A 25,958-nucleotide genomic window follows, 5' to 3' on the forward strand; every position below is an offset into this window, starting at 1 on the left:
AAAAATGAAAGATAGTGCAAGCATAGATTTTGAAGCAGTTATTACCTGCCCAAAGTGCCAATTCGCTAAACACGAGCAAATGCCGCCCGACACTTGAGCTATTATCTATAAATGCTCCCGTTGCGGGGCTATACTTCGACCCAAAGCAGGTGATTGCTGTGTTTTTTGTTCGTATTCAGATAAACATTGCCCATCGAAACAACGAGAAATACTTGGCGATGTTGAGGGTTGATAAAAGCAAGTGAGTCTTAAGGTCAAAAGCGTGCCAACAAAGTGCGCACTGGACACGGGCGAGCGCTGCCTGCACTTTCAGGGCTGCGACTCCAACCCCGCCAGTAACGCGGGGCAGGCGAGCGGATTCGGCATCTGGTGGTTTTGTCCGCAAAATCCCGCGCCCGCCGGTAACGCCTGCCGTAAAATCAATACTCTCACCTCTCCCCCGCAGACCGAGCCGCGTGTAGGGGTACCTTTTTCAGGGCGCCCACAGCAGCCTGATCCATCCTTTTTTCTCACCCACAATTTTGGAAAATGTGATAAATTAGATAAAGATGGTGTATAAATAACTGGATCATGATCCGTGCTGATCTGCAGGCGGATCCTGTGGACGGCCAGCGAAGGTACCGGATCGGAGATACGGATGCAGCCCATATATTTATTGGTTGGCCCTCCCGCGGTGGGCAAGAGCACCACGAGCCGAGCATTGGCCTCGAAATTCAGCAGAAGCATCCACATCCCTGTCGACGACATCCGCGATATGGTTGTGTCTGGCCTGGTTCTGCCGAGCTTGGATTGGAGCCGTGAACTGGTTCAGCAAGTCGGCCTGGCTCGGGAGAGTGTGATTCATATGGCTTTCCAGTATCAGAAGGCCGGTTTTGCTGTGGTGATGGACGATTTCTTCGACCCGCATCAATTGAGCGAGTATCGGGCATTTGCCGACCAGCCCGGGATCCATAAGGTGCTGCTGCTGCCGGAGCAGGAAACCGCCCATGCGCGCAATTTGAAGCGCAGCGGGGATGATCCGGCGCGTGAGTACATTGATATCGGCATCCGTTCGGTGTACGCACAGCTCAATGCTTCGATGGAGTCTCTGCGTGCAGCCGGCTGGATCCTGATCGACACAACCCACCTGAGTATTGAGGAGACAGTCAGAGAAATCCTCAGCCGCAGCTCAGCCTGACACCGCGGCGGCATACCCCCCATCGCTGCAAACTCGATTGGCTGCCTTACGGGCAGAATGAAGAAGAACTAAGATTTGGAAAAGAGGGTCATTGACATGTGGATGGGTTGCCAATGGTATCTTATGGGTGAATATGCAAAAATTAAACCCTCCCAGTGCTATGAAACGCCCTAACTCAAGGTGGTAGGCTGCGGGGTGCGGAGCGCGGCGGGGGTTTCCTGTGACACTGAAGGGGTCGAGAAAGCGGCAGCGAACCATTGACAGGTTTTGCCCGAAGGTATGGATGTTGATCACCCATTTGGGGCCAGGTGCGAACCTGAAGCATCGATGATGATCGTTGAGGAATGATCGTGATGAATCAATACCTACTCAAACAAAAAACCGTACTCTTCAGCTTGCTTTTGGTGCTGCTCATCAGCCTGGTATGGCCTTCTCCTGCTCTGGCCCAGGCAACCCCGATTCCGCCAAACATTACACTGAGCGGCAGCTGCGACGGTGCCGGAAATTCTATCTTCACCATCACCAACACGGGCGGGGCAATGACGGTCAATTACACCTGGGAGCTGTATCAGAACGGTGTTTTCCTGACTTCGGGCCCATTTACTCTGACCGCCGCCGGAAACACAGGCAGCTCGCTCCAGTTAACGATTAATGGGCTGTACGGTCAGTTGACGGTTGTGATCCGCGACAACAACGGCGTGCAGGTGACCAGCGGCGCGGCCACTTGTGCCACGCCCACCCCCACAGTCACCCGCACCCCCACCGCAACCCCGATTCCGCCAAGCATTACACTGAGCGGCAGCTGCGACGGTGCCGGAAATTCTGTCTTCACCATCACCAACACGGGCGGGGCAATGACGGTCAATTACACCTGGGAGCTGTATCAGAACAGCGTTTTCCTGACTTCGGGCCCGTTCACTCTGACCGCCGCCGGAAACACAGGCAGCTCGCTCCAGTTAACGATTAGCGGGCTGTACGGCCAGCTAACGGTTGTGATCCGCGACAACAACGGCGTGCAGGTGGCCAGCGGCGCGGCCGATTGTGCCACGCCCACCCCCACAGTCACCCGCACCGGTACATCCACGCACACCGCCACCGTCACCTGGACCCCCACGAATACCGAAACTTTCACGATGACCCCATCCCCAACGGTGACAGACACAGCGACTCCGACCCCTACGAATACAGAAACTTTTACCCCGGCTCCATCCCTGACGCCGACCAACACAGCTACAGATACGCTGACCCCTACGAATACAGCCACGTTTACCGTGACTCCATCCCCGACGGCAACCAGCACAGTCACGGCGACCCCCATCCCCCCCACCATCACAAACACGCTGCCCCCGGCGCCGCTGGTTATGGATACGGTTCCGAAGGATGGCGCAGCGCTGAGCAAAGGCCCAACCCAGTTGAAGGTCACTTTTGACAAAGATGTGATTCATGACGGCTCGGTCAATGCCGCGGATAACCCCATTAACTATCTCCTGGTGGAACAGGGGCTCAATCAAACCCTTGAAACGCTCACCTGCTCTGGCGGGCGGCAAGGCGACGACAAACAAAAGAACATCGCCAGCGCGGTGTACAGCAGCAATTCCGGCGCCGGCCCATTTCAGGCCGTGCTCAATCTGTCAGCGCCGCTGCCGGTTGGCGTCTACCGGCTGTTGGTCTGCGGAAGCACCTCCATTCAGGATTCGTATGGGAATAAGATCAACGGCGGCCTGGATACCGTGGCGAATTTCCGCGTGACGGCAGCGAAGGACGACCCCGAAAAGCTGCCTGATACAGGCTTCATGCCTGGGATTATGGCGGAACTTCCACGTCAGCCCAAAGAAAAGGCCTACGCCGCGACGGAATTGACCCTGCAAATCCCTAAACTGGGGTTGAAAATGCCCATCCTGGGCGTGCCTTTTGTCAGCAGCGAATGGGATGTATCCTGGTTGGGGAACAATGCCGGTTGGCTGGAGAACTCCTCCTTCCCCACCTGGTCTGGCAACTCGGTGCTGACCGGGCACGTGTGGAATGCGGATAATACCCCGGGGATGTTTGCACACCTGAACAAGCTGCGCTACGGCGACAAAATTGAGGTGCGGATGGCAGAACAGCGCTATACCTATGAAGTGACAGAGAATCTGCGCATCCAGCCTGACCAGATTGACCTGGCATTTGAGTCAAAATCGTCCAGCTGGCTCACACTGCTGACCTGTGAGGGTTTCGATGAAGAGACAGCCACCTACGGCGCGCGCCGTATGGTGCGCGCTGTGCTGGTCAACATCACGATCCATTCGCCGTAGGGCGGTGAGATGGGGATAGCCCCAAAGGGTGTGCTTTAATATTCTCTCCCCCATTTTGGGTTTTCAAAATGGGCAGGCAGGAGGGGCCAATGGCTCATCGGCGCCCACAGGCTCGACACCGGGATTAAGAACCGCCTACCAGAGATGGAGGGCAGTTTTTTTATGGTGGGACGTATCATTGACTCTGTTGAAGTGGTGGGTTCAAAATCGAACCCACCCTACCGGCTAGATCATCGTCATCTCGATTTCCTCAGCTTTGCTGGCATTTTGATGTGGCCAGGATGAAATGTCAAACGACCTTAGCTTTCATCAAAACACAAACTGACGCTGGCTGCCAGTTTGTGTTTTGATTCTATTTACCACTTGGGTTTACTTCACTTCAAGAGGGCCGGCATTTCCAATCGGAATTTCGAGCGGTTTTGCCCAACAGACGAGGTAGACTGGCCCCTTTTTAACGGTGAAGGTATACGTTGCGTTTGTACCCGGTTCCACTTCTTTGAATAAGAGCATATCTGCCCAAGAAGGCGGCTCCCCGACTGTGGCAGCCATCAGATCCAAGAGATCCTTGCCCTCATCCAGGTTGAAGAGCGTCAAGGCATAGAGGGGTTTGTTCTGATCCTTGATATTCAGATGGACTTTGACTTCACCGGCCCGCAGGGTGAGAGGATTATCGGTAGTACAGGTGCCTCCTGCGATGGTGACAGTCATCTCGGATGCGGGCAGATTCGTGGACGGAGCAGAGGTGGGTTCGGGCGGCATCGCTTCGGCCAGGGCTGTTTTCAAACTTGCCAACGATTCCCTGGTGATGGTGGTCGAATACGCGATAATTTTGCCATCCTTGATTTCATAGGCGTCATACCAGGAAAGAGGCGCAACACCTAACTGGCGGGTAAAGTCGTGCCAGGTTTTGGTGCTGACAGAAACCACATTCCCATTGACACGGGGAAGAGCGACTTCCCATTGGAAATGGTTGTCGACGCTATCCTGCCACAGGGTGCGCAGTTGTTCTTTCCCGGCATAGACCTCCATCCCGGTGGGAGGCAAGCCGATGATGTAACTCATGACATCCTCGGAAAAGTAGGCCAGCGATCCTTCAATGTCGCCCGCATTCAGGAGTTCCACCATCTCCAGCACCATTTTTTCCGGCGGATTATCCGCCACCGGAACAGATGTTGGGGGCGGTGGGGGCTGGGTGGCCGGGGTAGCACAGCTCGTCAGCCCCAACCCCAGAATCGAGAGTAACAACGCGAGATTTTTTAACAGGGTTTTCATTTGGATCACTCCTTTACCTCAAGTCAATCGAAATTTCAGGTGAGGTCAGACACCCAATTCTTCGCCAACCTCATGGGTAGCGTAACATCCTGCCGATTGCGAAACTTGACAATATTTGACAAAATTCCCCACTTGCATAGAAAATCACTATACTGAAAGGTATGGAAAGGAGTCACCATGCCAGTTTCCAGCGTGAGGGTTGCACTTGACCAATTCACCACCTTTGGTGACCTGCTCAAATACCTGCGCCGCCGCGCCGGTATTACCCAGCGCGAACTTTCCATTGCGGTCGGCTACAGCGATACGCAAATTTCCCGCCTCGAACAAAACGAACGCCTGCCCGATCTGGCCACTTTGACGGCTCGTTTTCTACCCGCCTTACATGCTGATGATCAGCCAGAAGTCGCCGTACGTCTGCTGGAGCTGGCAGCTGCTATGCGCCGAGAAGATGCCCCCGCAACCGGACTGGCCCCGTACAAGGGCCTGTATTACTTTGGCGAATCGGATGCTGAATTGTTTTTCGGACGTGAGACCCTGACGGCGGTTCTGCTTGGGAAACTGACCACCGGCCTGGAAACCGGGCAGCGTTTCCTGGCAGTGGTTGGCGCTTCGGGCAGCGGGAAATCTTCGGTCGTGCGCGCCGGGCTGATTCCGGCCTTGCGTTGGCAGACAGCCTCCTCTGGCTGGCCGGTTTACACGTTGACGCCGACCGCCCATCCTTTGGAAGCCCTGGCCGTGTGCCTGAGCGAGGAACTTCGCCGCGGGTTGTCAGCCAGGAAATTTGTAGATGATTTGGAAGGCAATCCTCAGGGCTTATGCCAGGCTTTGGACCGGATTGCGGAAAGGGCCGCAACCGCCCACACCCTGTTGGTGGTTGACCAGTTCGAGGAGTTATTTACCCTCTGCCGCAGCGAAACGGAACAGGCTGCATTTGTCGAAAACCTGCTGACAGCAGCAAACTATCCGGGCGGTAAAGCCATTGTCATCATCGTCCTGCGGGCCGATTTTTATGCCCATTGCGCCCGTTTTGACCCATTGCGCCAGGCGTTAGCTCAGCATCAGGAATATATTGGGCCAATGAGCGCCGACGAGCTGCGCAGTGCCATCGAGGAACCGGCCCGGCGCGGTCACTGGGAGATTGAACCGGGCCTGGTGGAGATTTTGCTCCACGACCTCGGTGCTGATTCCGGTCATGCGCCCGAACCCGGCGCACTGCCGCTGCTCTCACACGCTCTTCTGGAAACCTGGCAGCGGCGCCGCGGGCGGATGTTGACCATGAGCGGGTACAGTGCGGCTGGCGGCGTTCGCAGTGCCATCGCGGAAACCGCCGAAGCCGTCTTTTTTGACCAATTGGAAGCGGAACAACGCCCCATTGCTCGTCAGATTTTCCTGCGCCTGACTGAATTGGGCAGCGAGGGCACGACTGCCGATACCCGCCGCCGGGTCAATTTTGCTGAACTTACTCAAACGCCCGAGCAGTGGGCTGTTGTTCGCGAGGTTTTGAACACGCTGGCTGATGCCCGCCTGATTACCACCGACCAAAACACAGCGGAGGTGGCGCATGAGGCTCTGATCCGTGAGTGGCCCACCCTGCGCGGCTGGCTGGAGGAGGACCGTGAGGGTTTGCGCTTACACCGCCACCTGACCGAGTCAGCTCTTGAATGGGAGAACCGACAGCATGACCCGGATGGGCTGTACCGTGGAGCGCGGCTGGCCCAGGCGCTTGAGTGGAGCAGTGCCAATGCTTCCGTTTTGAACATCCAGGAACGCGCCTTCCTTGAAGCTTCCCAGACGTTGGCCGAACAAGAATCTCGTGAGCGTGAGGCGCAGCGCAAGCGCGAACTGGAGGCTGCCCAAAAATTGGCCGAAACAGAAACCCGCCGAGCCGAGGAGCAATCCAACGCAGCACAGCAATTACGCAAGCGGAATGCTTTCCTGGCTCTTGTATCCATCCTTGCAGTCCTGTTGGCCGTTACCGTCACCTGGTATGGGCAGCGCGCTTCTCAAAACGCAAGACTCGCCAACTCGCGGGAACTGGCTGCCGCAGCCGTTAACAACCTGCAAATTGACCCGGAGCGCAGTGTGCAGCTGGCTTTGCACGCCTTGGAGCAAGCCGACACGCTCGAAGCGCGCAACGCGCTTCACCAAGCTCTGCCAGAATTACATCTTTTGCGTACGATTCCTTCATCTCATCAAGGCGGTGCGGCGGGTGTGGCTTATAGCCCAGATGGGAGCCATCTGGCCAGCATTGGCGCCTATGGTGATATTAAGGTCTATGATGCATCCAACGGAGAGCAGGTTTTTACAGTGTTGAATGCGTCTGGCGGTGTGGGTTATGATATTTCGTACAGCCCGGATGGTAAACTTTTGGCCGCTGCACTGAACACGAAGCTGCTGGTTCTGGATGCGGCGACAGGCGAGGAATTGTTCTATCTGCCTGGAAATGTAAGCGGCGCGCCGAACAACGAGATGGTACACCTCAGTTTTAGCCCAGATAGCCGCCGCCTTGCAGTTGCGCACATGGACGGCAGCCCAAAAATCTGGGATATTGCCACGCGCAAAGAGATATTCTCTCTGGTTGGCCACAGCCAACCTTGCGATGGTATTGCCTATAGCCCGGATGGCAAACTGCTGGCAACCAGCGATGATGCTGGGATGGTCAGAACCTGGGATTCTGTCACCGGTCAGGAATTGCTCAGTTTGACCCTGAGTGGGAATGTGCATAGCGTTGCCTTCAATCATGACAGCACACAGCTGGCCGCGGCCAGCGAGGACGGCACACTCAGGGTCTGGGACGTGGTCACCGGTCAGGAAGCCTGGAGTTTGCGTGGGAATTCTGGAATGTACGGCGTGATTTTTTTGCCCGACGGAAAACGCCTGGTCACTGCCGGGCAAGATGGTACTGCCCGGGTTTGGGATGCGGTTTCAGGTCAGGAAATGTTTACGCTTGCGGGCAATACCAGCACCGTCACCTCCGTTGTCGCCAGCCCGGATGGAACGCATATCGCCACCTCGGGTTATGACGGGACACTCAAGATATGGGACACCGCTCCCGGGCGGGAATTGCTCACCATTACGGCGCATACTGACATCGTTTGGGACATTGCTTACAGCCCCGATGGAACCCACCTGGCAACTGTTGGCGCCGATGGAATTGCAGTGCTCTGGGATGCCGTGACAGGCCAATTTACACGATCACTCTCACCTGGAGATGGGCTGACGAGCCTTGCTTTTAGCCCGGATGGTGGGCAATTGGCGGTGGGAAGCGCAACCGGAAAGGTGTTCATCCTGGATTCGGAGACGGGCCAATGGGTGATGACCTTGCCGGGTCATACCTATTTGGTATTCGATCTCGCTTTCAGCCCAGATGGAAGCCAGTTGGTCACTTCCAGTTGGGATGGAACGGCGAAATTGTGGGATTTGGCCTCTGGCCGAGAACTCCTGACTTTTCCCGAACAGTGGTCGGGCGTGGCCTTTAGTTCGGATGGAAAAAGCATATTTACCGGCGGCATTGACTGGTCGGTCTACCGTTGGGATGCGGCGACGGGTCAGGAATTACAAAAATTCTCCGCTGGCGGACAGGATGTTTACGGCATTGCCGTCAGCCCAGATGACAATCTTTTGGCAGTCGGCCAGCAGGACGGCACGATTGCCTTATGGGAGATTCAATCGGGAAAGAAATTGCACACCTTGTCTGGTCATGCCGGGCTGGTGGCGCGTCTTAGCTTTAGTCAGGACGGCTCCCGCCTCGCATCGGCCAGTTTTGACCGTCTTGCCAAAGTTTGGGATGTTGCCGCTGGCGTAGAATTATTCAGTCTTTACGGCCATGCCGGGAATGTTTTTGGCGTCTCGTTCAGCCCGGATGGAAAGCGCCTGGTTACGGCAGGGGCGGACGGGAATGTCAGATGGTTCACAACGCAAACGAATGATCTGGTGGTGCTTGCCAGAGAACGCGTTACCCGAGTATTGAACACTGAAGAATGCCAGAAGTTTTTGCATCGTGAAACTTGTCCCTGACACAGCAACTAGCCCGCTCCAAATTCGACTGAACTGATATTGTGAATACGGGTAAATCTCCTGTCTTTATAGCTATTATTTTGGCGATATCCAGGAATTTGACGTACGGTTTATCTGGAGGCGAAGGGCTGCCGGGTGCTGCGATTTTGGAGTCATGAGGGGATGGAGAATTTGGAAGAGGTGCTGCCAAAGATCTTGGAGATGGGGGTGAGGGTGCAGCTTGGATCGGGAACCGCCTTTCAGAGATGGAGGGCGGTTTTTTATGCTGGGACGTATAATTACCATTGTTGAAGTGGTGGGTTTTAAATTCAACCCACCCTACCGGTTAATGGATCTAACTCACCGCGACTGATAGGCATTTTCCTGACTTTGGGCTTATACTCATTTTAAAGTGTGCCTCGTTCCGCTCACAGGCGGGTCAGGTTAACCGTTAGGCGCTCGCCGAAAAGGTCATCCGATGAGTAACCAAAACCGGTTGTTGATCATCGCGATAACATGGGCTGCACTATTTGTGTTGTATAGTGTCAATAGATTTCTATTACGAAGTGCGTTTCCACATCACTTCTCAAAGACAGTCGTTTCCCGTGTGTCCACCTCATCGAAACCGCCAGGGACAATTCTCTCAAAAATAGGCGTGCTGTTTGTGTTTGTTGTCAATATCGCGACGGTCATTCTCCTTCTCGCGGACTTGCTCTCATCGTCAACCAATCAATACACAGCGTTTGTAAAAGTCAACTTGCCGCTTTGTGTGAACGTGGGTGGAAGCATTTTGTTCGTTTTAGACACCATTTTTGGTTTTCTCGCCATGGTTTTTAACCCCAACTATACGCCCTTATACACAACCCCGCCTCAAGAGTTCGTCTTGGCAACGCAAGGCCCATATCAAATCATTCGCCATCCACGTTATGCAGCTGCAGCTGTTCTAAACCTTGCTTTATTCTTGTTTACTGGTATTTGGTTGCCGTTGCTCGGTATGATCGGTTGGATTGCAATTTATTTTCAATCACGTGCCGAAGAAAATTACCTGATGACATTGGCAGCAAAAGAGTATGGTGAATACCGCAAAAGGACCAGCATGTTTTTTCCTAAGCTGCTAAGGATACATACGGTTAAGTAACCCACGTCCGCCCACACGTACCACGCGAGGGTGATTTGCGAACGAACACCGTTGGGTGATATCATTCAGCCCATTGCGTTCCGAATTAACTTAAGGAATGAGGCAAGCATGCACACCTATATCGTCCTGTTGCGCGGCATCAATGTTGGCGGTAAGAATATCATCCCCATGGCGGGTTTAAGAACCTGCCTGGAAGCGCACGGGTTTTCCCAGGTTTCGACCTATATCGCCAGCGGGAACGTGCTCTTACAATCCGACCTGGACGCCGATGATGTCAAAGCCCGGATCGAAGGGGTTTTATCGGAAAACTTTTCGCTGGATAACGGCTTCGTCAAGGTTTTGGTGCTGACGCCCGCGCAGCTCCAGGCTGTGATTGAGCACAAACCCGAAGGCTTCGGCGAGCAGCCGGAGAAGTATCACAGCGATGTTATCTTCCTGATGGGGCTGGATGCGGCTCAGGTACTGCCGGCTTTCAACCCGCGCGAGGGGGTGGACCAAGTCTGGGCGGGGGATGGGGTGATCTATTCGCAGCGCCTCAGCTCTGAACGCACGAAAAGCCGCCTGAACAAGATTATGGAGTCGCCCTGGTATGCATCCATGACCATCCGCAACTGGAACACCACCACCAAGCTGCTGGAATTGCTGCGGAAAATGGACGCGTAGGCTTCGAATCGTGGGGGACTTTCGCCCAGCGATCCTGGCAGAGTCCGCGCCCAGCCGCACGCGCCCCGATGGGGTGCTTCGCCAACACCAACCGAGAGGAAACCGAACCCTATGCCGCTGCTGATTCAAGAAGTCCCAGAAACCCATGCCCCCATCGAACTGCTGCTGCTGGCTGATCCCTCGGAAGAGAAGATTCGCTCCTATCTTCCAGGGTCCAAGTGCTTCACTGCGTCACTGGATGCGGTTGTGGTGGGCGCCTGCGTGGTACAGCCGTGCGGTGAAGGCGCCCATGAGCTGATGAGCATCGCCGTGCCCCCAGATTATCAGAAGTCTGGATACGGCACAGCGCTGTTGAAATGGGTGATTACGTATTACCGCAATTCTGGCGCACGGCAGTTGGAGGTGGGCACCGGTACCTTCGGCTACCAGTTGGCTTTCTACCAGCGGCAGGGCTTTCGGGTGACCCGCATTGACCATGACTTCTTCGTCAAGAACTACCCTGAGCCGATCTTTGAGGACGGCATTCAGCTCTTTGATATGCTGCGTCTGACGCTGCGGTTTTCGGACACTGCTGGCTGACCCTTCATTTAGCTGTTTCGGCGAAGCCAAAAGCGTTTTCCAGCGATGGGGGGCGCTTTTTTGCTGCCCTAAGGCGGGCGCCCAGCCGCGGCTGAGTGAATGCGCTGAAATGAGACAACAATTCGCCCGAAATGAGCATTGATTAATGTGTGAACATATGTTATAAATAACATATGTTCCATATGAACTGTAAGCCTTCGCGCGAATTGAGGGAAGAATGATCACGATTGAATTTGCCATTTTGGGGCTGCTGAGCATGCGGCCCATGACCGGATACGATATTAAAAAGATGATGACAGGCTCCCATGTCCTCTACTGGTCTGGCAACAATAACCAGGTGTATACCTCGCTGGCAAAATTGCACCAGAAGGAATGGGTCACGCAGGAGATTGAACTGCCGCCGTCTGGGCCTTCACGCAAGCTGTACCGCATCAGCGCCCTGGGGCTGGAGGAGCTTAAGAAAACCCTGCTCTCGCAGCCGGAGCCGCCGCAGTTGATCCACCCCTTCTTGGTGCAGCTCGCCTGGGCGGACCAACTGGATGACGACGAGATGGACGCCTTGCTGGCGAAGTATGAAGATGAAATGCGCATCCAGGCGGCGATGCTCCAGATGATGGCCCAGCAGAATAACATTGCGCCCTCCGGAAAAATGCGCGACTCCTACATCAACCCAGCGCTGGCGCGCACGCCGCGGGAGGCCGTTTTATGGAACAAGATCCAGGAAAACTGGATCGCATTCTATCAAAACGAACTGAAGTGGATCCGGGATCTCCGTTCCGCACTCAAGCATACCGAAGAAGGGAAAAAGGAATGAACGCCAAGCCGATCTATAAATCCCCCGCGGGAAAGAAAGAAATCATGGCCCTTTATGACGCGGTTCTGGCGCGTTGGCCTGTACCGCATGAAGAAATATACATTCCGACGCGGCACGGCGATACGTTTGTGATTTCGAGCGGAGAAAGAACCGCGCCGCCCTTGATTCTATTGCACGGCTCCGCCTCGAATGCGGCTTCGTGGGTGGCGGATGTTGCCGCCTACAGCGCGCATTTTCATGTGCTGGCCGTGGACCTTCCGGGCGAGCCGGGGAAGAGCGCGGAAAACCGCCCCTCCTGGCAAGAGCTGGATTTCGGCGAATGGCTGGAGGATGTTCTGGACGGTCTCAGGATCGAAGCAACTGCGCTGGTAGGAATTTCACAGGGCGGGTGGACGGCCTTAAGATTTGCCACCTACCGGCCTGAGCGCGTGAGTAAGCTGGTTGTATTAGCCCCCGCTGGCATTGCCCCCGCGCGTACTTCGTTTCTCCTGAAGGCGATTTTCTACAGTCTGTTGGGCAGTAAGGGCGGCGAAAAGATGAATCAGTTGGTGATGGGCAGACAGGAGATGCACCCGGACGCCGTGCGGTTTATGAACACCATCATGGCCAATTTTCACGGCCGCCTGGAAAAGGAATATATTTTTACCGATGAGGAACTGAAACGCCTGACCATGCCGACTCTGCTGATTGGCGGCACCGAAGACGCCCTGATCCCGGTAGAGAAGATCACCCCGCGGATGGAAAAGCTGCTGCCCCACTTCACGGCGGAAATTATCCCGGGGATGAGCCACGCGCTGGTTAACCTCTCAGAGAAGATTATCCCTTTCTTGAGCGCATAAGCTCCAGCGGGCTGTCTGGACCCGTTGGTCCGCGCTTTTCGGGTAACAAACAGCGCCTTTCAAAAAATGGAAGGCGCTGTACTTATCTCTTGCCTTTCTTTTACCAGAGGAAGCCCACGCTTCTGAGCCCCAGAATATAGTCGTCGAAGATCACTTGGCCGGGTTTATTAGCCAGCGCCTGACAGATATGCACCGGCAGCAAATGTTCCTCACGCGGATGACAGTAGCGGGCATTGGGCGCCTGTTCCCATTCCAACAGGCGCTGCTCGCGCTCGCTTTGTGAAAGCGGGCCGGTGCAGGTTTCGATCAGCCAGTTCTGAAAGGCGTCGTTGGCCGGGTTTTGCCGGGGGACGCCGTTCCACAAGAATTCCCGCATGTTGTGGAAGGAGAACCCGGAGCCGATCACCAGGATGTTTTCGGGCTGGAGTGCGCGCAGGGCTCTCCCCAGGGCCAGGTGGGCGCCGGGGTTCAGGCCGCGCAGCAGAGAAAGCTGCAGGCAGGGGATATCCGCCTGCGGGTACATCATCTTCAGCGGGATGAAGACCCCGTGGTCAAAACCGCGCTCCGCGTCCACAGCGGATGGAATTTGGCTTTGCGAAAGGAGCTCGGCGATCCGCTGGGCGTCCTGTGGGTTGCCGGGGGCCGGGTATTGGATTTCATAGGCGGCTTCGGGAAAACCGTAGTAATCGTAGAACATGGGCGGGTTTTTTGCGCCCAGCAGGGTGGCCGCCTTTTCCTCCCAGTGGGCGCTGATCACCAGGATCAGGTCGGGTTGGGTGAGCTGCTGGGGGAGGCGGGTCATAAAATCTACCATCGCCTGATGCCCGGGGTCCCCCAAAATGGGCAGCGGCCCGCCGCCGTGCGAAAAATAGACCACCTGCATTTGGCTGCGCGATTCTGTTGGGTTCATTCGACACCTCGGGGATGGTAAGGGGATACGGTCTGGAATCATTGTACCGCTTTTTGCTCCAGCCGGGCGGGCGGGTGATGGAAAGGGCGGCGGTTCAGACCCGTTGATTCTGCGTTCACGCCTCGGCTTGAATGCGCCAGGACGCTGTGCTATACTTACAATGTAAGCACAGGAGGCTGATATGCTGCGGCGTTTATTCAAGACCGGAAATAGTGTGGTTCTTTCACTTCCAAAGGAAATTTTGGATGAGTTGGGGCTGGCTGAGGGCGAGAACGTCTCTTTAGAATTGGACAGCCAGCAGCGGCAGGTCATTGTGCGCCCGGTCGAAAAACCGCTGGCAATTACTGGGGTGGATGAAGAATTCGCCCGCCAAATTAATGATTTCATCGAACAGTATCGCCCGGCCTTGGAAGAACTGGCAAAGTGACCCGCTACCTCACCCCGGAGCAGGTGCTTTTTATTCACAGCCGCCTCGTTCAGGAAACGGGGGGCGCTTATGGGATTCGCGACCTTTCCATGCTGCTTTCAGCGCTGGGGAGGCCGCAGGCGACCTTTGATGGGAATGAACTGTATGGAGATATTTTCTCCAAGGCTGCGGCATTGATGGATTCGCTCATTCGAAATCACCCTTTTCTAGACGGAAACAAGCGAGCGGCCGTTACCGCGGCGGCGCTTTTTTTGCGCATGAATGGTTATGTTCTGCTGGTTCCGAATGAAGAGATGGTCCGCTTTACGCTCGCGTGTGCCCAATCACAGGCTGTTTTGGAAGAAATCACAGCGTGGTTTCAACGGTTTTGCAGCCCATTGTAAAATTTATCCAGTAACAATCGTATCATGTGAAGAAGAAATGTCGTTTTCAGGACAGTGAGGATTAATAGGAGGTTGTAATTAATTGAGCAAAGAAGAGGTGTTTTCCGAAATTGATTGAAACTGCGTCTGAATAAGGCCGACCTGTGCCCGAACCCAAAGGTTGATTGGTGTACGCAAAAAAATCACCCCCTTGTTATGCTGAAAGGATTGTCCCATGGTCAAAGAAATTGAAAAATCGATCTTGTACGTTGTTCACAATATGCATTTCACCTCAAATCAGTTGGCAATATTCAATATCCTTTACAATTCTCCAGAACCTGGTTTGACGCTACCAGAGATAACATCAAGAATGCCTGAAACAAAACAAGGCACTGTTGTCAGCGGTATTTTGAGTAGCCTGGCACAAAAAGTTGATGAATTAGAAAGCCCGGGTGAAAAATTCGGCTTTACGGGATACCTTCTTTTTATAGAACGTTTCAATGGCGACTTGCACAAAATGCGTCCTGAGTTTCGACATGTGATTGACCAACATGAAGCATTAAAAAAGGTAATGCAAATCCCGCAAGAACGAATCTATCAAGATTATCGAGATGGCATAGAACTCCGGTAAATCGCAAGATGGCACACGCCGCGCGATCATTCCCAGCCAATTTCTGGAGACCAACGGGTTAAAGGTTTCGCTGATAGGTTCACCCACGGATCAAAGAACTTACATAGCACCTGGATAACGGTGCTGAGTTCCGTCGGTGCATGCTCGATTTGATTCTTTTTTAGGAAGGCGAACCACAAAACCTGTTTTTGTTCCGCAAATTTAGAGGTTAATGCTGTGGGAAGATCCTTAGGAACATCGGTTCTTCTTTGAGCGAAGGTGTTTATGATCGCTTCGTTTAACGTACGAAAGTCTAATTCCATGGATTGTGCCAAAAACCAGATATCATAGAAGTCTTTCACGCGGCTGTTAATGATCCCCAGTGTAACCATCGCCTGAAATTTTTCCGCGATAACTGTTTCCGGCGGGTAAATGCGCAAGCAGGGTTTGCCCATGTTTTTAAAGATAGTTGGAAGTTCGAGTTCATTCGGCGATGGGGTCACAACATCTGCAAAACCTACGTCCAGGCGCATGTGAATTTTGGTTCTTCCAAGAAAACCGAGAAAGCTGACGCGCACACCCTCATAATCTGCTTCTTCTTTGATGACTTCTGCAACCACACTTTGTGGATCAAAGATCATACCATCCGCTTCGACAGGCTGCATGCAAACATCCTGAATCATACGAGTCAGATTTTCAACGGAATTATGTGTATATCCGAGGAAGTCTATATCTCGTGTGGGGCGAGTGAGGGGCGCTTTCCACGCAAGGAAGACCAGAGCGCCTTTCAAAACAAAATATGTGCTGTGCGGAGATTCACTCAACCGGTAGAGAAAGCGCTCAACCGCATAATACTGAAGCAGTTCCTGAAATGGCCTATGATCCGCCGCCGCTTTATTCAATATTCTCTGATGGATGGATGCGGCCTGGTTTGCGGGTGTCATAATAGGGCCTCAAGATAGCGTGACAGCAGACTCTCCACTCGATTGATACGGGCGTATTCCAGCAGTTGGTCCAACTGCCGGTCTGGCAGTTTCAGGTAATCTTTCAAGGCGTCCAAAGCCACATCGATTCCAATTTTGTTGCGAAACTTAAAACAGTCGGCAATCGTTTTTTCTCTGGAATAGATTTTGATGGGCACACCATCCACCTGCTTTTCTGTGATCCCAGCATAATAAGGTTTCTCTGTCAACCAGATAATATCAAGCGGCGGGAACTCGATTCGCGGTTTCTCCGCCGATTGAGGCAGGGCGATATAAACCTTGTGGGGGATGTGGGTGGTCAGGCCGTAAAAATTGAGAGCGGAGATCAGGCAAATCACCGCTTTTGGAATTCGCAGGGCGACACGAATCAGGTCGGGATCCCCCGGCAGCTCCTGGTCTGTGAGCTGATAAATACCCCTGCTGATCGGTCGGATCAAGCCTGTGTCTCGCAGGGCGTACAGCGTGCGCGGAGAAATACCCAAGGCGATGGCTTGACTGGTTTTGAGTGTGCCCTTATATTTCTTAAATATTTCAATTGCACGGTTCATGAGCGTATTGATTTAACTGTGTTTCCTAAAAAGTACAGTTAATATTATACAACGACTTGCAAATTCTGGGGCAAAAAACGGCAGAAGGTTAGGGTCATCGCAGATGGAAAAACCTCTAGGCGCAATCACCGTAACTCGCAAAAAGGGCGATGAACATTTCAAAGCAAAAGGAATTCGCTTAGAACATACCTTGCTCGGTTTTTGGCAGTGGGCTTTTTCCGATGTATCCAGCAACGCATCGCGCGGTGTTCTCGCAGAATACATTGTGGCTTCTGCATTAGGCATAGCCGCAAATACGAGGCGCGAATGGGATGCTTACGATTTAGAGACCCAAGACGGCATTAAACTGGAGATAAAATCGGCATCCTATCTGCAATCTTGGGCGCAAGCGAAACCTTCTCAAATCTTGTTTGATATTGCCCCAACCAGAGCCTGGCAAGCCAGCACGAATGAATACAGCGGTGAATGTAAACGGCAAGCGGATGTTTATGTGTTTTGTTTATTAAACCATCACGAAAAAGCTACGCTGGACCCGTTAGATTTAGATCAATGGGATTTTTACCTTTTATCGACAGCTGTTCTTAATGCTGAAAAGCCGTGTCAAAGGACAATTGGTCTGGCTGCATTATTAAGGTTAAACCCTGTGAAAGCTTCGTTCGGTGAAATTGGCCCGGCAATCAAGAAGATCCTCGCGGCTTCGATATGAAAATGGCGCTGACACAGCGGCCGGCGAGAAGCGCCTTTCAGCAATGGAGGGCGCTTTTGAGTTGCGCGGAATGGTGGGGTGCGTAAAATTAACCCAGAGGGGGAAAGTAAGGATGTTCCCCGTGAAAACATGCCCGCTCATGGGTTGCGTTTCGAAAAGACCGGATGTTGATGGTTTCTTATTTTGGAATAGTTTCTGTCTGATCACTTAAGGGAGAATACGATGACACCTAGGAAGCCCGACAATAAACCAATAGAGTCCCCCAGCCGTAAAACAAGGCCTACTAAGAAGCAAGTCGCAAAAGCGATTGAACAAACCAAAAGCAAGGCTGAAGAATATGCTCGTGATCCAAAAAAAGCCAAAAAATTACTCGATGACGCAGTGAAGAAGGCCAAGAGCTATCAAATTAACAGAGGCCCTTTGGCAGAAGTGTGGAGTTATCTTACATCCCTCTTTCGCTTATTGCGAGCTTATGTAAAAGGAGAGTATCAGGACATCCCATGGGGATCCATTGTACTGGTAATCGTCGCGATCATCTATTTTGTGTCGCCAATTGACCTGATCCCCGACGTACTTCCTGGCGGGCTTATTGATGATGCGACGGTTATTGCATTTGTCGTAAAACAGATAAAAGCAGATCTAGATCAATTCTTAACCTGGGAAGTCGAGAGGGTAAGCGTTGAGGATGACATAGAGGAAGGCCCGTCTGAGCTTGATTAGTACGTAATTGGAGTCTTCAACCGCCCTCCACCCCTGGGGGGCGATTACTTATTGCCCCGCCTTTCGCGAGGAGTATAATCATTAATGGAAGGCCGCGGCCCTTCCTGACCCGCAGCGTTCTTTGTGAACGTTAACCGCTGCCCCCTTTTCCGTTCTGGTTTGGTCTGAAGGGAACGCACCCACCGTATCGTCACCGAAGCTCAGAAAGCGATCGTTTTTCCCCCGCTTTCGCACCGGAGAGGATGTCAGGTGAAACGGAGAGGGTACCATGAAAAAACAGAAAAGTGTAATTTTGGTTCTGTTCGTAATTTTTACCCTGGCCTGCTCCTTCAGCTTACCAAAAACAGGCCCCACCGCCGTTCCGCCTTCGCCAAAGCCGAACCCCACCACCGCTCCGCCCCCCTCAGAAGCCCCCCCAACCCTCAGCCCAGATTTGCCCACCCCACCGGCGGTGCGGATTGTTTCGATTCATGCCAACAGCAATATCAGCCTGGCTGTTGACGATCAGGGACGGGTCTGGCAGTGGGGGAGCTATCACCTGGGGCCCAACAACTCGCCCTGTAAGGGCGGGGATGCCTGTCTGCTCACGCCGGCCCTGGTGCCCAATCTCACGGATGTGGTGGCGGTATCCGCTGGGTTCACCCACCGCATGGCTTTGAAAAGCGACGGCAGTTTGTGGGGCTGGGGACAGAACGAGCGCTATCAGCTGGGCCTGGGGTACGGCGACAAAGCGTATCATGAGGAGCCCGTGCAGGTGCCGGGGATGACGGATGTGGCGGCGGTCTCGGCTGGCGGCAACTTTACCCTGGCTCTGAAGAAAGACGGTTCCGTGTGGGCCTGGGGTGGCGACAGCGCCGGTCAATTGGGGAACGGTAAAGACTCGTACACACCCGATTACCCCCTCTATCAAGAAAACCCGGCGCCGGTGGTGAATTTGGGGGATGTGACCGCGGTGGATACCGGCTGGCATCACGGCATGGTCCTGCGCTCTGACGGCACGGTTTGGACATGGGGCTTTAATCAGTTCGGGGAGCTGGGTTGGGGAACAGCAGATACCCGGCAGCATCCCGAACCCAAACAGGTGCCAGGGTTAACGGATGTGACCGGCGTCAGCGCAGGGTTTACCAACAGCCTGGTGCAAAAACAGGACGGCAGCGTTTGGGTCTGGGGGGGCAACCTGGGCGGGCAGTTGGACCCCAGCAAGCTGGGTGACCCGCAGCCTTACCCGAACCCCATGCCCCTGGATGCCTTCGCGGATGCCGTGCAGGTGGACGCCTGCAGTATGCAGTTGGCGGCCCTCAAAGCCGACGGCAGTGTGTGGCTGGTGGGGTTTGGGGAAATCGACATGCAGTCAGGGGCTCAACTTCGGCAGACGCCCCTCAAGGATATGGTTGCCATCTCCTGTGCAGAAGACCACCTGCTTGCATTGGATCGGTTTGGCGTGGTCTGGGCGTGGGGGAACAACAATGTGGGGCAGCTGGGCCGCGGCAGCATGGAGGCCAGCCCCGACCCCCAGCCGGTGCTCTTTCCTTGATCCCAACGCGCAGGTAAGGTATATTGGATCTGCTGTAATCGTCCAAAAGATGCGCGTGACGATCCACGTTTGGCTGCCGCTGGCCGGCTGCGCGCGTTTCCGGCTGCCCGCACGAAAGGATCACCGGCATGAGAAAAATCATCGTGCATGAACATATCACCCTGGATGGGGTCATCCAGGCCCCTGGCGGGGCGGATGAGGACCCCAGCGGCGGCTTTGCCTACGGCGGGTGGATCGGCCCCTATTCGGACGAGGTTCTCGGAGCCAGGCTGCGCAAGCAGATGAGCCTGCCCTTCGACCTGCTGCTGGGCCGCAAAACCTTTGACATTTGGGCGCCGTATTGGCCGCAGCATGCAGATATTTGGCCTGGGGTGAACACGGCCGTCAAGTATGTTGCCTCTCATACAATCACCTCCAGCCCGTGGCAGCCCTCGGTGTTCTTAAACGGGGACGCGGCTGAGCAAATTGCCAGAATCAAGCAGCAGCCGGGGCCTGACCTGCAGGTTTGGGGAAGCAGCGAGCTGGTTCAGACCCTCATCCGCCAGGATTTGGTGGATGTCTTTTGGCTGATGATTTATCCGATCACACTGGGCGCTGGAAAACGGCTGTTTGCTCAGGGCGCCTTGCACAGGGCTTTTCAGGTGACGGACAGCACGGTTACGTCCAAGGGCGTTATCATCGCACAGTATGAGCGCAGCGCAGTGCTTGACTGAAGCCCGGTATCACGGTGACGAAAACATTCCAGAAGTGATTCTACGAGGAACCTCATGACCATCCTGTATGAAAGCGCCGTGCCAAACCCAAACGAGCTGTTCATTCGCGGCCCCCAGCCGCTCCTTTGTGACTGGCAAGGGAAAAAGGCGCTCCAATTGGGCGGCCAGGAGGGCAGCTTGCTGGTTGTGCCCGGTTTGTCTTTGGCCCAGGGCTGGGTTGAAGTTGATCTGGGTTCGGAGGGGGCCGCCTATCCGGGGATCGCCTTTCGGCTTCGCGACAGCCTGAATTACGAGCTGGCCTACATCCAGCCGCACACCAGCGGCCAATGGGACGCCCTGCAATATGACCCCGTTTTTCACGGCTCAAACACCTGGCAGCTTTACTACGGCAGCCAGGCGCAGCAGGCTGTGGATGTGCCCGTGCAAACCTGGCACCATCTGCGGGTTGAGTTCCAGGGTCAGACGGCCCGCATTCGGGTGGGGCAGCAGGAACCGCTGGTGGTGCGCCAACTGGCGCATTCGCACCCAACGGGGCTTTTGGGGTTGTGGACTTTCCTTCCGGCGTATTTTGCGAACCTGCGCGTGGGGGATGATGCGGTTGACTTTGGACTGGGAACGGAGCCGGCCCCCAACCCAGAGCTGCCGGCCGGGACGGTGCGGGAGTGGTTCTTAGAGGGGTTTGGCGTGGTGGGCGCCGAAGCCAATGGAATTTTGAATCTCAACCGGTACCTGCCCGTCAGCGAACAGGCCGTCCGGCTGACGCGGGAGATGCGCGTGGACGAGGCCGGGGAATTTGTTTTCCATTTGGGCTTCAGCGATGAGATCACCTTCCAGATCGACGGCGAAGAGGTTTTCACGGGAGAGAACCTGTTCCACGTGTCTCCCAAATGGGAAGAACGCGGGTACGTGCGGCCGGATCAAGCCGTCAGCCGCTATTTGAGCCAGGGAACCCACCGTTTGACGGCGGTCTTGAAGGCCAGAGAGTTTTTTGGTTTTGGGTTGGCCCTCCGCCTGGAAGGCGCGGGGTATGGCTGGCTGCCGGCAGAGCTTTGCTCATGAGTGACGCGGTTCTAAGAGGGGGCTAGAATGGAACGATCCGTGCCTTACCCATCGGTGGAGTGAGGCAATTGCATTTAATAGTGATATCGCGCCTGTAGAAAATCAATCTGATGATCCCGAACCAGATAGACAATGCGGTGCTCCTGGGTCAGCCTTCGGGACCATGCCCCCGGGGTGAGATATTTTAACGGTTCGGGTTTGCCTATCCCCTCGAAGGGATCTCGCAAAACGGCGTCGATGAGATCGAACGCTCTGAGCGCAAGCTTGCGGTCAGTTTCCACCCAGTACCGCAGGTCTTCGATAAACTCAGGATGGAAGACCGCCAGGCGCTCCTGCTTACTCAAGGTTTACCTCTCGCCGCAAAGCATCCACAGTGAGCGGCTGTTCCTCATTTTTCAATGCGCGGCCCAGTGCAGAAAGCAGGCGTTCAGCATTTGCCGGAGAGCGCAAAAGATAAGCGGTTTCCATTAAGCTGGTCAGCTCAGATGCGGCGATCATGGCCACTTCTTCTTCGCCGCGGCGCTGAATCACAACAACTTCGCGGTTGTGCGTCACCTGATCCAGTAATTTCGCCAGCCCATCGCGGGCCTGTGTATAGGTAGTTTGAATGGTCATTTCGTCCTCCAATCTGTACAGGAATACTGTACAATATATACGCTGGTTTGTCAAGGATCCTACCCAGTCTTCGATCACGAAACGGCCGTCCATGCGTGCAGATGAGACCGGATGTGCGGCACGGACCCAGCGCTGGCGGGTGAGACGATGTAGAAGCGCCTTCCAGCGGTGGAGGGCACTTTTTGGCTGCGGGGAATTGCGGCGCGAGTATACTGGAAAGTATCAGAAGAAAAAGAGATACTTGTGCCAAATACGCTGCCTCGCAGCAGTCCGCGCCAGCCCTGGCAGCCAAAACCAGCCGTTGGGCGGGTGGTGTCCATGCATATCCGTTACTTGTTTCGAAATCGAATTTGCCAGGAGATAGGATGACTGAACTTCTTGACCCAGCATTACTCGCGCCAATCGAGAAGGTTGCGCAGTTTATTGAGACAGGCGATGAATCGCTGCTGTCTGCTTTTGCCAGCCAGGGCGTTGTAATCATTGAGAATTTTGCGCCGCATCTTTTTGAAGGGGAAGATGCTGTAAAGCGCTGGAGAACCGGCGTTCCATCCGAAAATGGAAAGATGCCCCGATCGCCGAGCAAGACCTATCCAACCTTTTGTGGGCTGCATGCGGAATTACCAAAAGCAAGTATGGGAATGTCAAGAGCAAGCGGACAGCCCCCTCCGCCTGCAATTCGCAGGAAATCTGCGTCTATGTCCTCCTGGCGAAGGGGGTATTTCTCTACAGCGAAGAGAGCCATACGTTAATTGAGGTGGCCGCAGCGGATATTCGCGAACACATTGGCACGCAGAAAATGATGAAATCGGCGCCTATGGGCCTTGTGTTTGTGGCGGATCTTTCACGAATGACCAGCCCTTATTTGAAGAACAAGGAAGCGCAGCGCTTTTGTGCCTGGGTGGATACCGGTTATATCAGTCAAAATGTGTATTTGTATTGCGCCGCTTTCGGCTTGGGGACGGTGGCCTTATCCCTGGTGGATCGTGATGAGCTGCATCAACGAATGCAGCTGCAAGAACATGAGAAGATCGTTTTGACTCAGGTGGTGGGGTACTTACCCTAGAAAGGTGCTGCGCCCATGGATTCAACCTCCCCAGCCAAAAACCCGCCTCAGGTCTCCTTGCACCCGGTCAATCGCGAGAATTGGCGCGCTGTGGCCCGGCTGCAGGTGACCGACGCCCAACGCGAATTTGTCGCCGAGCCGTGCTACTACCTGGCTCTGTGCAATTATGGGGGCGACTGGCATCCGCTGGCGATCTGTGTGGAGGAGCAGGTCATCGGGTTCATGATGTGGGCCGTGGATGAAAAAGACGGGAGCTGCTGGCTGGGAGGGATCCTGGTGGATGCGGCGGTGCAGGGGCGCGGCTTTGGAGGACAGGCGGTGCGGGAGGCCGTCTCGATGTTAACCCGTGAGCATGGGTACCGACATTTTGCCCTGTCTTACCAACCCGCCAATGCGGCCGCCCGGCAGCTTTACGAAAAACTGGGCTTTATGGAAACAACGGAATGGGAAGATGACGAAGTGGTCGCACGCCTGTCGCTGCCCGGCTGAATCCGTGAAAGGGTGATCTGCTATGAAGAAGCGTTTTGACTGGGAAGCATCCAAGCAAAAAATTCTGGCGATCCTGCGCAGTGAGGTTCCAGAAGAAACGAAGAAAAAGCAGATAGAAGCCTTGCTGCGCACCCTGCCGTTTGGCATCGCGTTGGCGAACTACGAATTTCGGTATGATGCCTGCGGTTATCCGTACTATGCGCTGCATGCGAAGATCAAAAACGATTCCTTTAAACTTCGCGAAATTCTGGACATGCGGTTTGACGCGGAGACGTTTGAGACGGATTACCTGTGCCCCATGTGCAAGAAGCTGGTATAAATGGGCCGCAAGCCTATCAGGATGAGTGATGATGGACAGAACGCAGCACCAGCAGGAAGTTCAGGCTTTTCTGCAGCGGCACATCTCCAACAAAGCCTGGGATTTGACCCTTCCCGTGGGAAGCGGACATGAAACCTACTTTGCACAATGCGGCGATCAGACCTATTTCGTTAAGATCGGCGTGCAGATTGCCCGGTATCAAGCCTTGGCCGCGATGGGATTGACGCCGCAAGTGCTGGCCGCCGGGCGCCTGGCGGACGGCGAGAGCATCCTGGTTCAGGCCTATGTGGCGGGCAAAAACCCTTCACGCAGAGAATACCGCCTGCATCTGACGCAGTTTGCTGCGGCGATCCGCCAACTGCACCACAACACCGCCCTGCAAAAACTTCTCCCCCAGGCTCCTTCCGACCTGTACGCCGCGGCGGGTTTGGAAGCTCTCAGCCGCCTGGAGCAAAAATGGGCGCGCTGGCGGGCACAAGTGCCCCAGGCCGCGGAGTTTGTGGATCACAGCCTGGGCGACCTCCGGCAGAAAATTGCAGATTTTCAGGGGGCGGGTTTGGTGGCTTCGCACAATGATATATGCAACGCCAACTGGCTGGTTTCCACGGACGGAAAAGTGTATTTGATTGATTTAGAGTCCATGTCGCTGGATGACCCCGCCTTGGATGTGGGCGCGACGCTGTGGTGGTACTACCCACCCCAACTGCGCGAAAGCTTTTTGGAAGAAGCGGGTTATCCCCCTGATGCGGCTTTTCAGGAGCGAATGCAGGTGCGCATGGCGATGCACTGCCTCCACATCCTGCTGCCGCGTGAACAAAGCTTTGATGTGTTTGACCCGGACGATTTCACCCAGTCCTTGGCCGATTTCCGGGCCGTCCTGGCTGGCGAAGAAAACCCCCAGGGGTATGAGGATTAGGCTGACAAGCCTGAAGGTGTGCGTGTATGCGGTCGATTCAGGACAGCATTCAACAGCAGTTGGATCTGAATCAATCCAAGAATCTGCTGTTTGAGCATATCCAGCAGAGCATGAGCGTGGCCCCCAGCTTTTTGGCGGCGCTGGAAGCCCTGCTGAATTCGGATTCCAACCAACCGCCGGAAGAAGCGCATGCGCAGTTCGCGGCTTTCACGGCCAATGAAATGGTGAAGCGCATTTATGCGATCAACCCCTATTTGCGAATCAACCCGGCGGATGCGGCAGCCCTGGAACAAATCTACCGCCAGACCTGGCAGCTCATGCAGCAGACGCGGGATATCAAAACTACACTGAATGAATTCCATTACCCTGCCTTATCCAAATGGCTGACGGGGCTGTATCCCGAAGAATTTCAAAAGTCTCTGAGAGGCTCGCCCAGCGTCGGCCGCGTGACCTACGAAGAATATTCAGCCGAATTCCAGATTGAGCTCTTGGGTTTGGATCTGGCCAGCCTGCAGCCGCCCATTTTGGACGTGGGCTGCGGCAGCCAGGCGAACCTGGTGCGGCATCTTCGTTCTTTAGGAATGGAAGCCTACGGCATGGACCGCGAGGTGCAGACCAGCCGCCCGTATATTTTTCAGGCGGATTGGTTCGATTACCGCTTTGAGAAAGACCGCTGGGGCACGATTGTGTCGAACATGGGCTTTAGCAATCATCTCAATTACGCTTACCGGCACGATTATTCTCAGTTGGAACGCTACCTGCTAAAAATGAAAGAGATGCTTGAAGCATTAGCCGTCGGCGGTTGTTTTATCTACGCGCCCGCTCTGCCCAGCGTGGAAGAGGCTTTACCGACCCAGCAGTACCTCGTCCAGCGCGAGCAAAAAACCCAGGACCTCAGCGTCAGCCGCATCTTCCGAGCTGAATGATGGGGTGGGAGGCTTCATTTGTTCGCCGTTGGCTGGGTGTGAGCGTGACATAGTTCTGGCCGAGAGTGAGAACCGCATAAAGGGGGACAGGTGGAAAGGATATAACCCTTTCATATAAGGATTGGCATATTTGGATTGCACCCAAAACAGGAATGGTTATAATCAATAACAGTTAAAGAGAAGCCCCCAGGCGTTCATTGGGAGCTTTTTGCACTGAAGAGTTGGGGACGTCCTTCTGCGCGAGTAACCCCACAGTTCCCTGGCATTCACATTCACCATCCACACG

Annotated in this window: 29 protein-coding genes; 23 read left to right on the forward strand and 6 right to left on the reverse strand. The window is 54.5% G+C overall.

Features of this window, described 5'->3' with window-relative positions; all coding sequences use genetic code 11:
• Window positions 1-4 precede the first annotated feature (4 nt).
• The 3 genes from ADN01_RS20270 (at window position 5) to ADN01_RS19475 (ending at window position 3,471) form a co-directional block, all read left to right on the forward strand.
• Complete coding sequence (locus tag ADN01_RS20270; RefSeq protein ID WP_082142619.1) at window positions 5-232, forward strand: GDCCVxC domain-containing (seleno)protein; 228 nt, start codon at window positions 5-7, stop codon at window positions 230-232.
• Window positions 233-637: 405 nt separating this feature from the next.
• Window positions 638-1,177 carry an AAA family ATPase gene (locus ADN01_RS18005; protein WP_062417113.1) on the forward strand — a complete coding sequence of 180 codons (540 nt, stop codon included), beginning with the start codon at window positions 638-640 and terminating at the stop codon, window positions 1,175-1,177.
• Between the two features lie 353 nt (window positions 1,178-1,530).
• On the forward strand, window positions 1,531-3,471 hold the full coding sequence (locus tag ADN01_RS19475) for a sortase (RefSeq protein ID WP_062417114.1): 1,941 nt from the start codon (window positions 1,531-1,533) through the stop codon (window positions 3,469-3,471).
• Between the two features lie 369 nt (window positions 3,472-3,840).
• On the opposite strand, the gene ADN01_RS18015 is transcribed toward ADN01_RS19475, so the two are convergent.
• Window positions 3,841-4,743: a nuclear transport factor 2 family protein gene (locus ADN01_RS18015; protein ID WP_075071333.1), complete on the reverse strand. Its 903-nt coding sequence runs from the start codon at window positions 4,741-4,743 to the stop codon at window positions 3,841-3,843.
• Window positions 4,744-4,920: 177 nt separating this feature from the next.
• On the opposite strand from ADN01_RS18015, the gene ADN01_RS18020 reads away from it, so the two are divergent.
• The 7 genes from ADN01_RS18020 (at window position 4,921) to ADN01_RS18045 (ending at window position 12,772) form a co-directional block, all read left to right on the forward strand.
• A complete protein-coding gene (locus ADN01_RS18020; RefSeq protein WP_062417116.1) occupies window positions 4,921-8,760 on the forward strand; it encodes an nSTAND1 domain-containing NTPase in 3,840 nt (1,279 codons plus the stop codon).
• Between the two features lie 114 nt (window positions 8,761-8,874).
• A complete protein-coding gene (locus ADN01_RS20380; RefSeq protein WP_113918824.1) occupies window positions 8,875-9,051 on the forward strand; it encodes a PDDEXK family nuclease in 177 nt (58 codons plus the stop codon).
• Window positions 9,052-9,217: 166 nt separating this feature from the next.
• Window positions 9,218-9,877: a methyltransferase family protein gene (locus ADN01_RS18025; protein ID WP_082142620.1), complete on the forward strand. Its 660-nt coding sequence runs from the start codon at window positions 9,218-9,220 to the stop codon at window positions 9,875-9,877.
• A 108-nt stretch (window positions 9,878-9,985) separates the two neighbouring features.
• Entirely contained in the window at window positions 9,986-10,540 is a 555-nt protein-coding gene (locus ADN01_RS18030) for a DUF1697 domain-containing protein (RefSeq protein WP_062417118.1), read from the forward strand.
• A 111-nt stretch (window positions 10,541-10,651) separates the two neighbouring features.
• Window positions 10,652-11,119, forward strand: coding sequence for a GNAT family N-acetyltransferase (locus ADN01_RS18035; RefSeq protein WP_174232581.1), 468 nt, complete (start codon window positions 10,652-10,654; stop codon window positions 11,117-11,119).
• A gap of 217 nt (window positions 11,120-11,336) precedes the next feature.
• A complete protein-coding gene (locus ADN01_RS18040; protein WP_062417119.1) occupies window positions 11,337-11,933 on the forward strand; it encodes a PadR family transcriptional regulator in 597 nt (198 codons plus the stop codon).
• Complete coding sequence (locus ADN01_RS18045) at window positions 11,825-12,772, forward strand: alpha/beta fold hydrolase (RefSeq protein WP_082142622.1); 948 nt, start codon at window positions 11,825-11,827, stop codon at window positions 12,770-12,772. The genes ADN01_RS18040 and ADN01_RS18045 overlap by 109 nt, the downstream gene beginning before the upstream one ends.
• A 100-nt stretch (window positions 12,773-12,872) precedes the next feature.
• On the opposite strand, the gene ADN01_RS18050 is transcribed toward ADN01_RS18045, so the two are convergent.
• Window positions 12,873-13,682: a DODA-type extradiol aromatic ring-opening family dioxygenase gene (locus ADN01_RS18050; RefSeq protein ID WP_062417121.1), complete on the reverse strand. Its 810-nt coding sequence runs from the start codon at window positions 13,680-13,682 to the stop codon at window positions 12,873-12,875.
• 181 nt (window positions 13,683-13,863) lie between these two features.
• Between ADN01_RS18050 and ADN01_RS18055 the strand changes: the two genes are divergently transcribed.
• The 3 genes from ADN01_RS18055 to ADN01_RS18065 all read left to right on the forward strand — a co-directional run bounded on the left by ADN01_RS18055 (window position 13,864) and on the right by ADN01_RS18065 (window position 15,102).
• Complete coding sequence (locus ADN01_RS18055) at window positions 13,864-14,109, forward strand: AbrB/MazE/SpoVT family DNA-binding domain-containing protein (protein ID WP_062417122.1); 246 nt, start codon at window positions 13,864-13,866, stop codon at window positions 14,107-14,109.
• Complete coding sequence (locus ADN01_RS18060; RefSeq protein ID WP_062417123.1) at window positions 14,106-14,492, forward strand: type II toxin-antitoxin system death-on-curing family toxin; 387 nt, start codon at window positions 14,106-14,108, stop codon at window positions 14,490-14,492. The genes ADN01_RS18055 and ADN01_RS18060 overlap by 4 nt, the downstream gene beginning before the upstream one ends.
• Window positions 14,493-14,706: 214 nt before the next feature.
• Window positions 14,707-15,102, forward strand: coding sequence for a hypothetical protein (locus ADN01_RS18065; protein WP_062417124.1), 396 nt, complete (start codon window positions 14,707-14,709; stop codon window positions 15,100-15,102).
• 26 nt (window positions 15,103-15,128) lie between these two features.
• On the opposite strand, the gene ADN01_RS18070 is transcribed toward ADN01_RS18065, so the two are convergent.
• Entirely contained in the window at window positions 15,129-16,025 is an 897-nt protein-coding gene (locus tag ADN01_RS18070; protein WP_062417125.1) for a nucleotidyl transferase AbiEii/AbiGii toxin family protein, read from the reverse strand.
• Window positions 16,022-16,612 (reverse strand): type IV toxin-antitoxin system AbiEi family antitoxin domain-containing protein, encoded by a 591-nt coding sequence (locus tag ADN01_RS18075; RefSeq protein WP_062417126.1) that lies wholly within the window; start codon window positions 16,610-16,612, stop codon window positions 16,022-16,024. The genes ADN01_RS18070 and ADN01_RS18075 overlap by 4 nt, the downstream gene beginning before the upstream one ends.
• 103 nt (window positions 16,613-16,715) lie before the next feature.
• On the opposite strand from ADN01_RS18075, the gene ADN01_RS18080 reads away from it, so the two are divergent.
• From ADN01_RS18080 to ADN01_RS18100, 5 genes are all read left to right on the forward strand, one after another.
• Window positions 16,716-17,318, forward strand: a complete 603-nt coding sequence (locus ADN01_RS18080) for a hypothetical protein (protein ID WP_075071335.1) — start codon at window positions 16,716-16,718, stop codon at window positions 17,316-17,318.
• A 222-nt stretch (window positions 17,319-17,540) separates the two neighbouring features.
• Window positions 17,541-18,038, forward strand: a complete 498-nt coding sequence (locus ADN01_RS18085) for a YkvA family protein (protein WP_062417127.1) — start codon at window positions 17,541-17,543, stop codon at window positions 18,036-18,038.
• A 268-nt stretch (window positions 18,039-18,306) separates the two neighbouring features.
• Window positions 18,307-19,572, forward strand: a complete 1,266-nt coding sequence (locus tag ADN01_RS18090) for an RCC1 domain-containing protein (protein ID WP_075071336.1) — start codon at window positions 18,307-18,309, stop codon at window positions 19,570-19,572.
• A 128-nt stretch (window positions 19,573-19,700) separates the two neighbouring features.
• On the forward strand, window positions 19,701-20,285 hold the full coding sequence (locus ADN01_RS18095) for a dihydrofolate reductase family protein (protein ID WP_062417129.1): 585 nt from the start codon (window positions 19,701-19,703) through the stop codon (window positions 20,283-20,285).
• 54 nt (window positions 20,286-20,339) lie between these two features.
• Window positions 20,340-21,344: a hypothetical protein gene (locus ADN01_RS18100; protein ID WP_062417130.1), complete on the forward strand. Its 1,005-nt coding sequence runs from the start codon at window positions 20,340-20,342 to the stop codon at window positions 21,342-21,344.
• A gap of 74 nt (window positions 21,345-21,418) precedes the next feature.
• Here the strand turns inward: ADN01_RS18100 and ADN01_RS18105 are convergent, their stop codons facing one another.
• Both ADN01_RS18105 and ADN01_RS18110 read right to left on the reverse strand, forming a co-directional pair.
• A complete protein-coding gene (locus ADN01_RS18105) occupies window positions 21,419-21,688 on the reverse strand; it encodes a Txe/YoeB family addiction module toxin (protein WP_062417131.1) in 270 nt (89 codons plus the stop codon).
• The gene (locus ADN01_RS18110) at window positions 21,681-21,959 is read right to left on the reverse strand and encodes a type II toxin-antitoxin system Phd/YefM family antitoxin (RefSeq protein ID WP_062417132.1); all 279 of its coding nucleotides are present in this window, start codon (window positions 21,957-21,959) and stop codon (window positions 21,681-21,683) included. The genes ADN01_RS18105 and ADN01_RS18110 overlap by 8 nt, the downstream gene beginning before the upstream one ends.
• 571 nt (window positions 21,960-22,530) lie before the next feature.
• Between ADN01_RS18110 and ADN01_RS18115 the strand changes: the two genes are divergently transcribed.
• From ADN01_RS18115 to ADN01_RS18135, 5 genes are read left to right on the forward strand one after another with little or no spacing between them, the layout of a single operon-like run.
• Window positions 22,531-23,022, forward strand: a complete 492-nt coding sequence (locus ADN01_RS18115) for a SagB/ThcOx family dehydrogenase (RefSeq protein WP_236691037.1) — start codon at window positions 22,531-22,533, stop codon at window positions 23,020-23,022.
• 15 nt (window positions 23,023-23,037) lie between these two features.
• Window positions 23,038-23,511: a GNAT family N-acetyltransferase gene (locus ADN01_RS18120; protein WP_062417134.1), complete on the forward strand. Its 474-nt coding sequence runs from the start codon at window positions 23,038-23,040 to the stop codon at window positions 23,509-23,511.
• A gap of 22 nt (window positions 23,512-23,533) precedes the next feature.
• Window positions 23,534-23,830, forward strand: a complete 297-nt coding sequence (locus tag ADN01_RS18125; RefSeq protein ID WP_062417135.1) for a hypothetical protein — start codon at window positions 23,534-23,536, stop codon at window positions 23,828-23,830.
• A gap of 28 nt (window positions 23,831-23,858) precedes the next feature.
• Complete coding sequence (locus ADN01_RS18130; RefSeq protein ID WP_062417136.1) at window positions 23,859-24,746, forward strand: phosphotransferase family protein; 888 nt, start codon at window positions 23,859-23,861, stop codon at window positions 24,744-24,746.
• A gap of 26 nt (window positions 24,747-24,772) precedes the next feature.
• Window positions 24,773-25,672, forward strand: a complete 900-nt coding sequence (locus ADN01_RS18135) for a class I SAM-dependent methyltransferase (RefSeq protein WP_062417137.1) — start codon at window positions 24,773-24,775, stop codon at window positions 25,670-25,672.
• Window positions 25,673-25,958: the final 286 nt, after the last annotated feature.

Source organism: Levilinea saccharolytica, from assembly GCF_001306035.1.
GTDB classification, from domain to species: Bacteria; Chloroflexota; Anaerolineae; order Anaerolineales; family Anaerolineaceae; genus Levilinea; species Levilinea saccharolytica.

What these genes read in the sequence shown, in the direction of transcription:
- ADN01_RS18005 (WP_062417113.1), top strand. Translation starts at nt 638, where the DNA reads ATGCAGCCCATATATTTATTGGTTGGCCCTCCCGCGGTGGGCAAGAGC.
- ADN01_RS19475 (WP_062417114.1), top strand. Translation starts at nt 1,531, where the DNA reads ATGAATCAATACCTACTCAAACAAAAAACCGTACTCTTCAGCTTGCTT.
- ADN01_RS18015 (WP_075071333.1), bottom strand. Translation starts at nt 4,743, where the DNA reads ATGAAAACCCTGTTAAAAAATCTCGCGTTGTTACTCTCGATTCTGGGG.
- ADN01_RS18020 (WP_062417116.1), top strand. Translation starts at nt 4,921, where the DNA reads ATGCCAGTTTCCAGCGTGAGGGTTGCACTTGACCAATTCACCACCTTT.
- ADN01_RS18025 (WP_082142620.1), top strand. Translation starts at nt 9,218, where the DNA reads ATGAGTAACCAAAACCGGTTGTTGATCATCGCGATAACATGGGCTGCA.
- ADN01_RS18030 (WP_062417118.1), top strand. Translation starts at nt 9,986, where the DNA reads ATGCACACCTATATCGTCCTGTTGCGCGGCATCAATGTTGGCGGTAAG.
- ADN01_RS18035 (WP_174232581.1), top strand. Translation starts at nt 10,652, where the DNA reads ATGCCGCTGCTGATTCAAGAAGTCCCAGAAACCCATGCCCCCATCGAA.
- ADN01_RS18040 (WP_062417119.1), top strand. Translation starts at nt 11,337, where the DNA reads ATGATCACGATTGAATTTGCCATTTTGGGGCTGCTGAGCATGCGGCCC.
- ADN01_RS18045 (WP_082142622.1), top strand. Translation starts at nt 11,825, where the DNA reads ATGGAACAAGATCCAGGAAAACTGGATCGCATTCTATCAAAACGAACT.
- ADN01_RS18050 (WP_062417121.1), bottom strand. Translation starts at nt 13,682, where the DNA reads ATGAACCCAACAGAATCGCGCAGCCAAATGCAGGTGGTCTATTTTTCG.
- ADN01_RS18055 (WP_062417122.1), top strand. Translation starts at nt 13,864, where the DNA reads ATGCTGCGGCGTTTATTCAAGACCGGAAATAGTGTGGTTCTTTCACTT.
- ADN01_RS18065 (WP_062417124.1), top strand. Translation starts at nt 14,707, where the DNA reads ATGGTCAAAGAAATTGAAAAATCGATCTTGTACGTTGTTCACAATATG.
- ADN01_RS18070 (WP_062417125.1), bottom strand. Translation starts at nt 16,025, where the DNA reads ATGACACCCGCAAACCAGGCCGCATCCATCCATCAGAGAATATTGAAT.
- ADN01_RS18075 (WP_062417126.1), bottom strand. Translation starts at nt 16,612, where the DNA reads ATGAACCGTGCAATTGAAATATTTAAGAAATATAAGGGCACACTCAAA.
- ADN01_RS18080 (WP_075071335.1), top strand. Translation starts at nt 16,716, where the DNA reads ATGGAAAAACCTCTAGGCGCAATCACCGTAACTCGCAAAAAGGGCGAT.
- ADN01_RS18085 (WP_062417127.1), top strand. Translation starts at nt 17,541, where the DNA reads ATGACACCTAGGAAGCCCGACAATAAACCAATAGAGTCCCCCAGCCGT.
- ADN01_RS18090 (WP_075071336.1), top strand. Translation starts at nt 18,307, where the DNA reads ATGAAAAAACAGAAAAGTGTAATTTTGGTTCTGTTCGTAATTTTTACC.
- ADN01_RS18095 (WP_062417129.1), top strand. Translation starts at nt 19,701, where the DNA reads ATGAGAAAAATCATCGTGCATGAACATATCACCCTGGATGGGGTCATC.
- ADN01_RS18100 (WP_062417130.1), top strand. Translation starts at nt 20,340, where the DNA reads ATGACCATCCTGTATGAAAGCGCCGTGCCAAACCCAAACGAGCTGTTC.
- ADN01_RS18110 (WP_062417132.1), bottom strand. Translation starts at nt 21,959, where the DNA reads ATGACCATTCAAACTACCTATACACAGGCCCGCGATGGGCTGGCGAAA.
- ADN01_RS18120 (WP_062417134.1), top strand. Translation starts at nt 23,038, where the DNA reads ATGGATTCAACCTCCCCAGCCAAAAACCCGCCTCAGGTCTCCTTGCAC.
- ADN01_RS18125 (WP_062417135.1), top strand. Translation starts at nt 23,534, where the DNA reads ATGAAGAAGCGTTTTGACTGGGAAGCATCCAAGCAAAAAATTCTGGCG.
- ADN01_RS18130 (WP_062417136.1), top strand. Translation starts at nt 23,859, where the DNA reads ATGATGGACAGAACGCAGCACCAGCAGGAAGTTCAGGCTTTTCTGCAG.
- ADN01_RS18135 (WP_062417137.1), top strand. Translation starts at nt 24,773, where the DNA reads ATGCGGTCGATTCAGGACAGCATTCAACAGCAGTTGGATCTGAATCAA.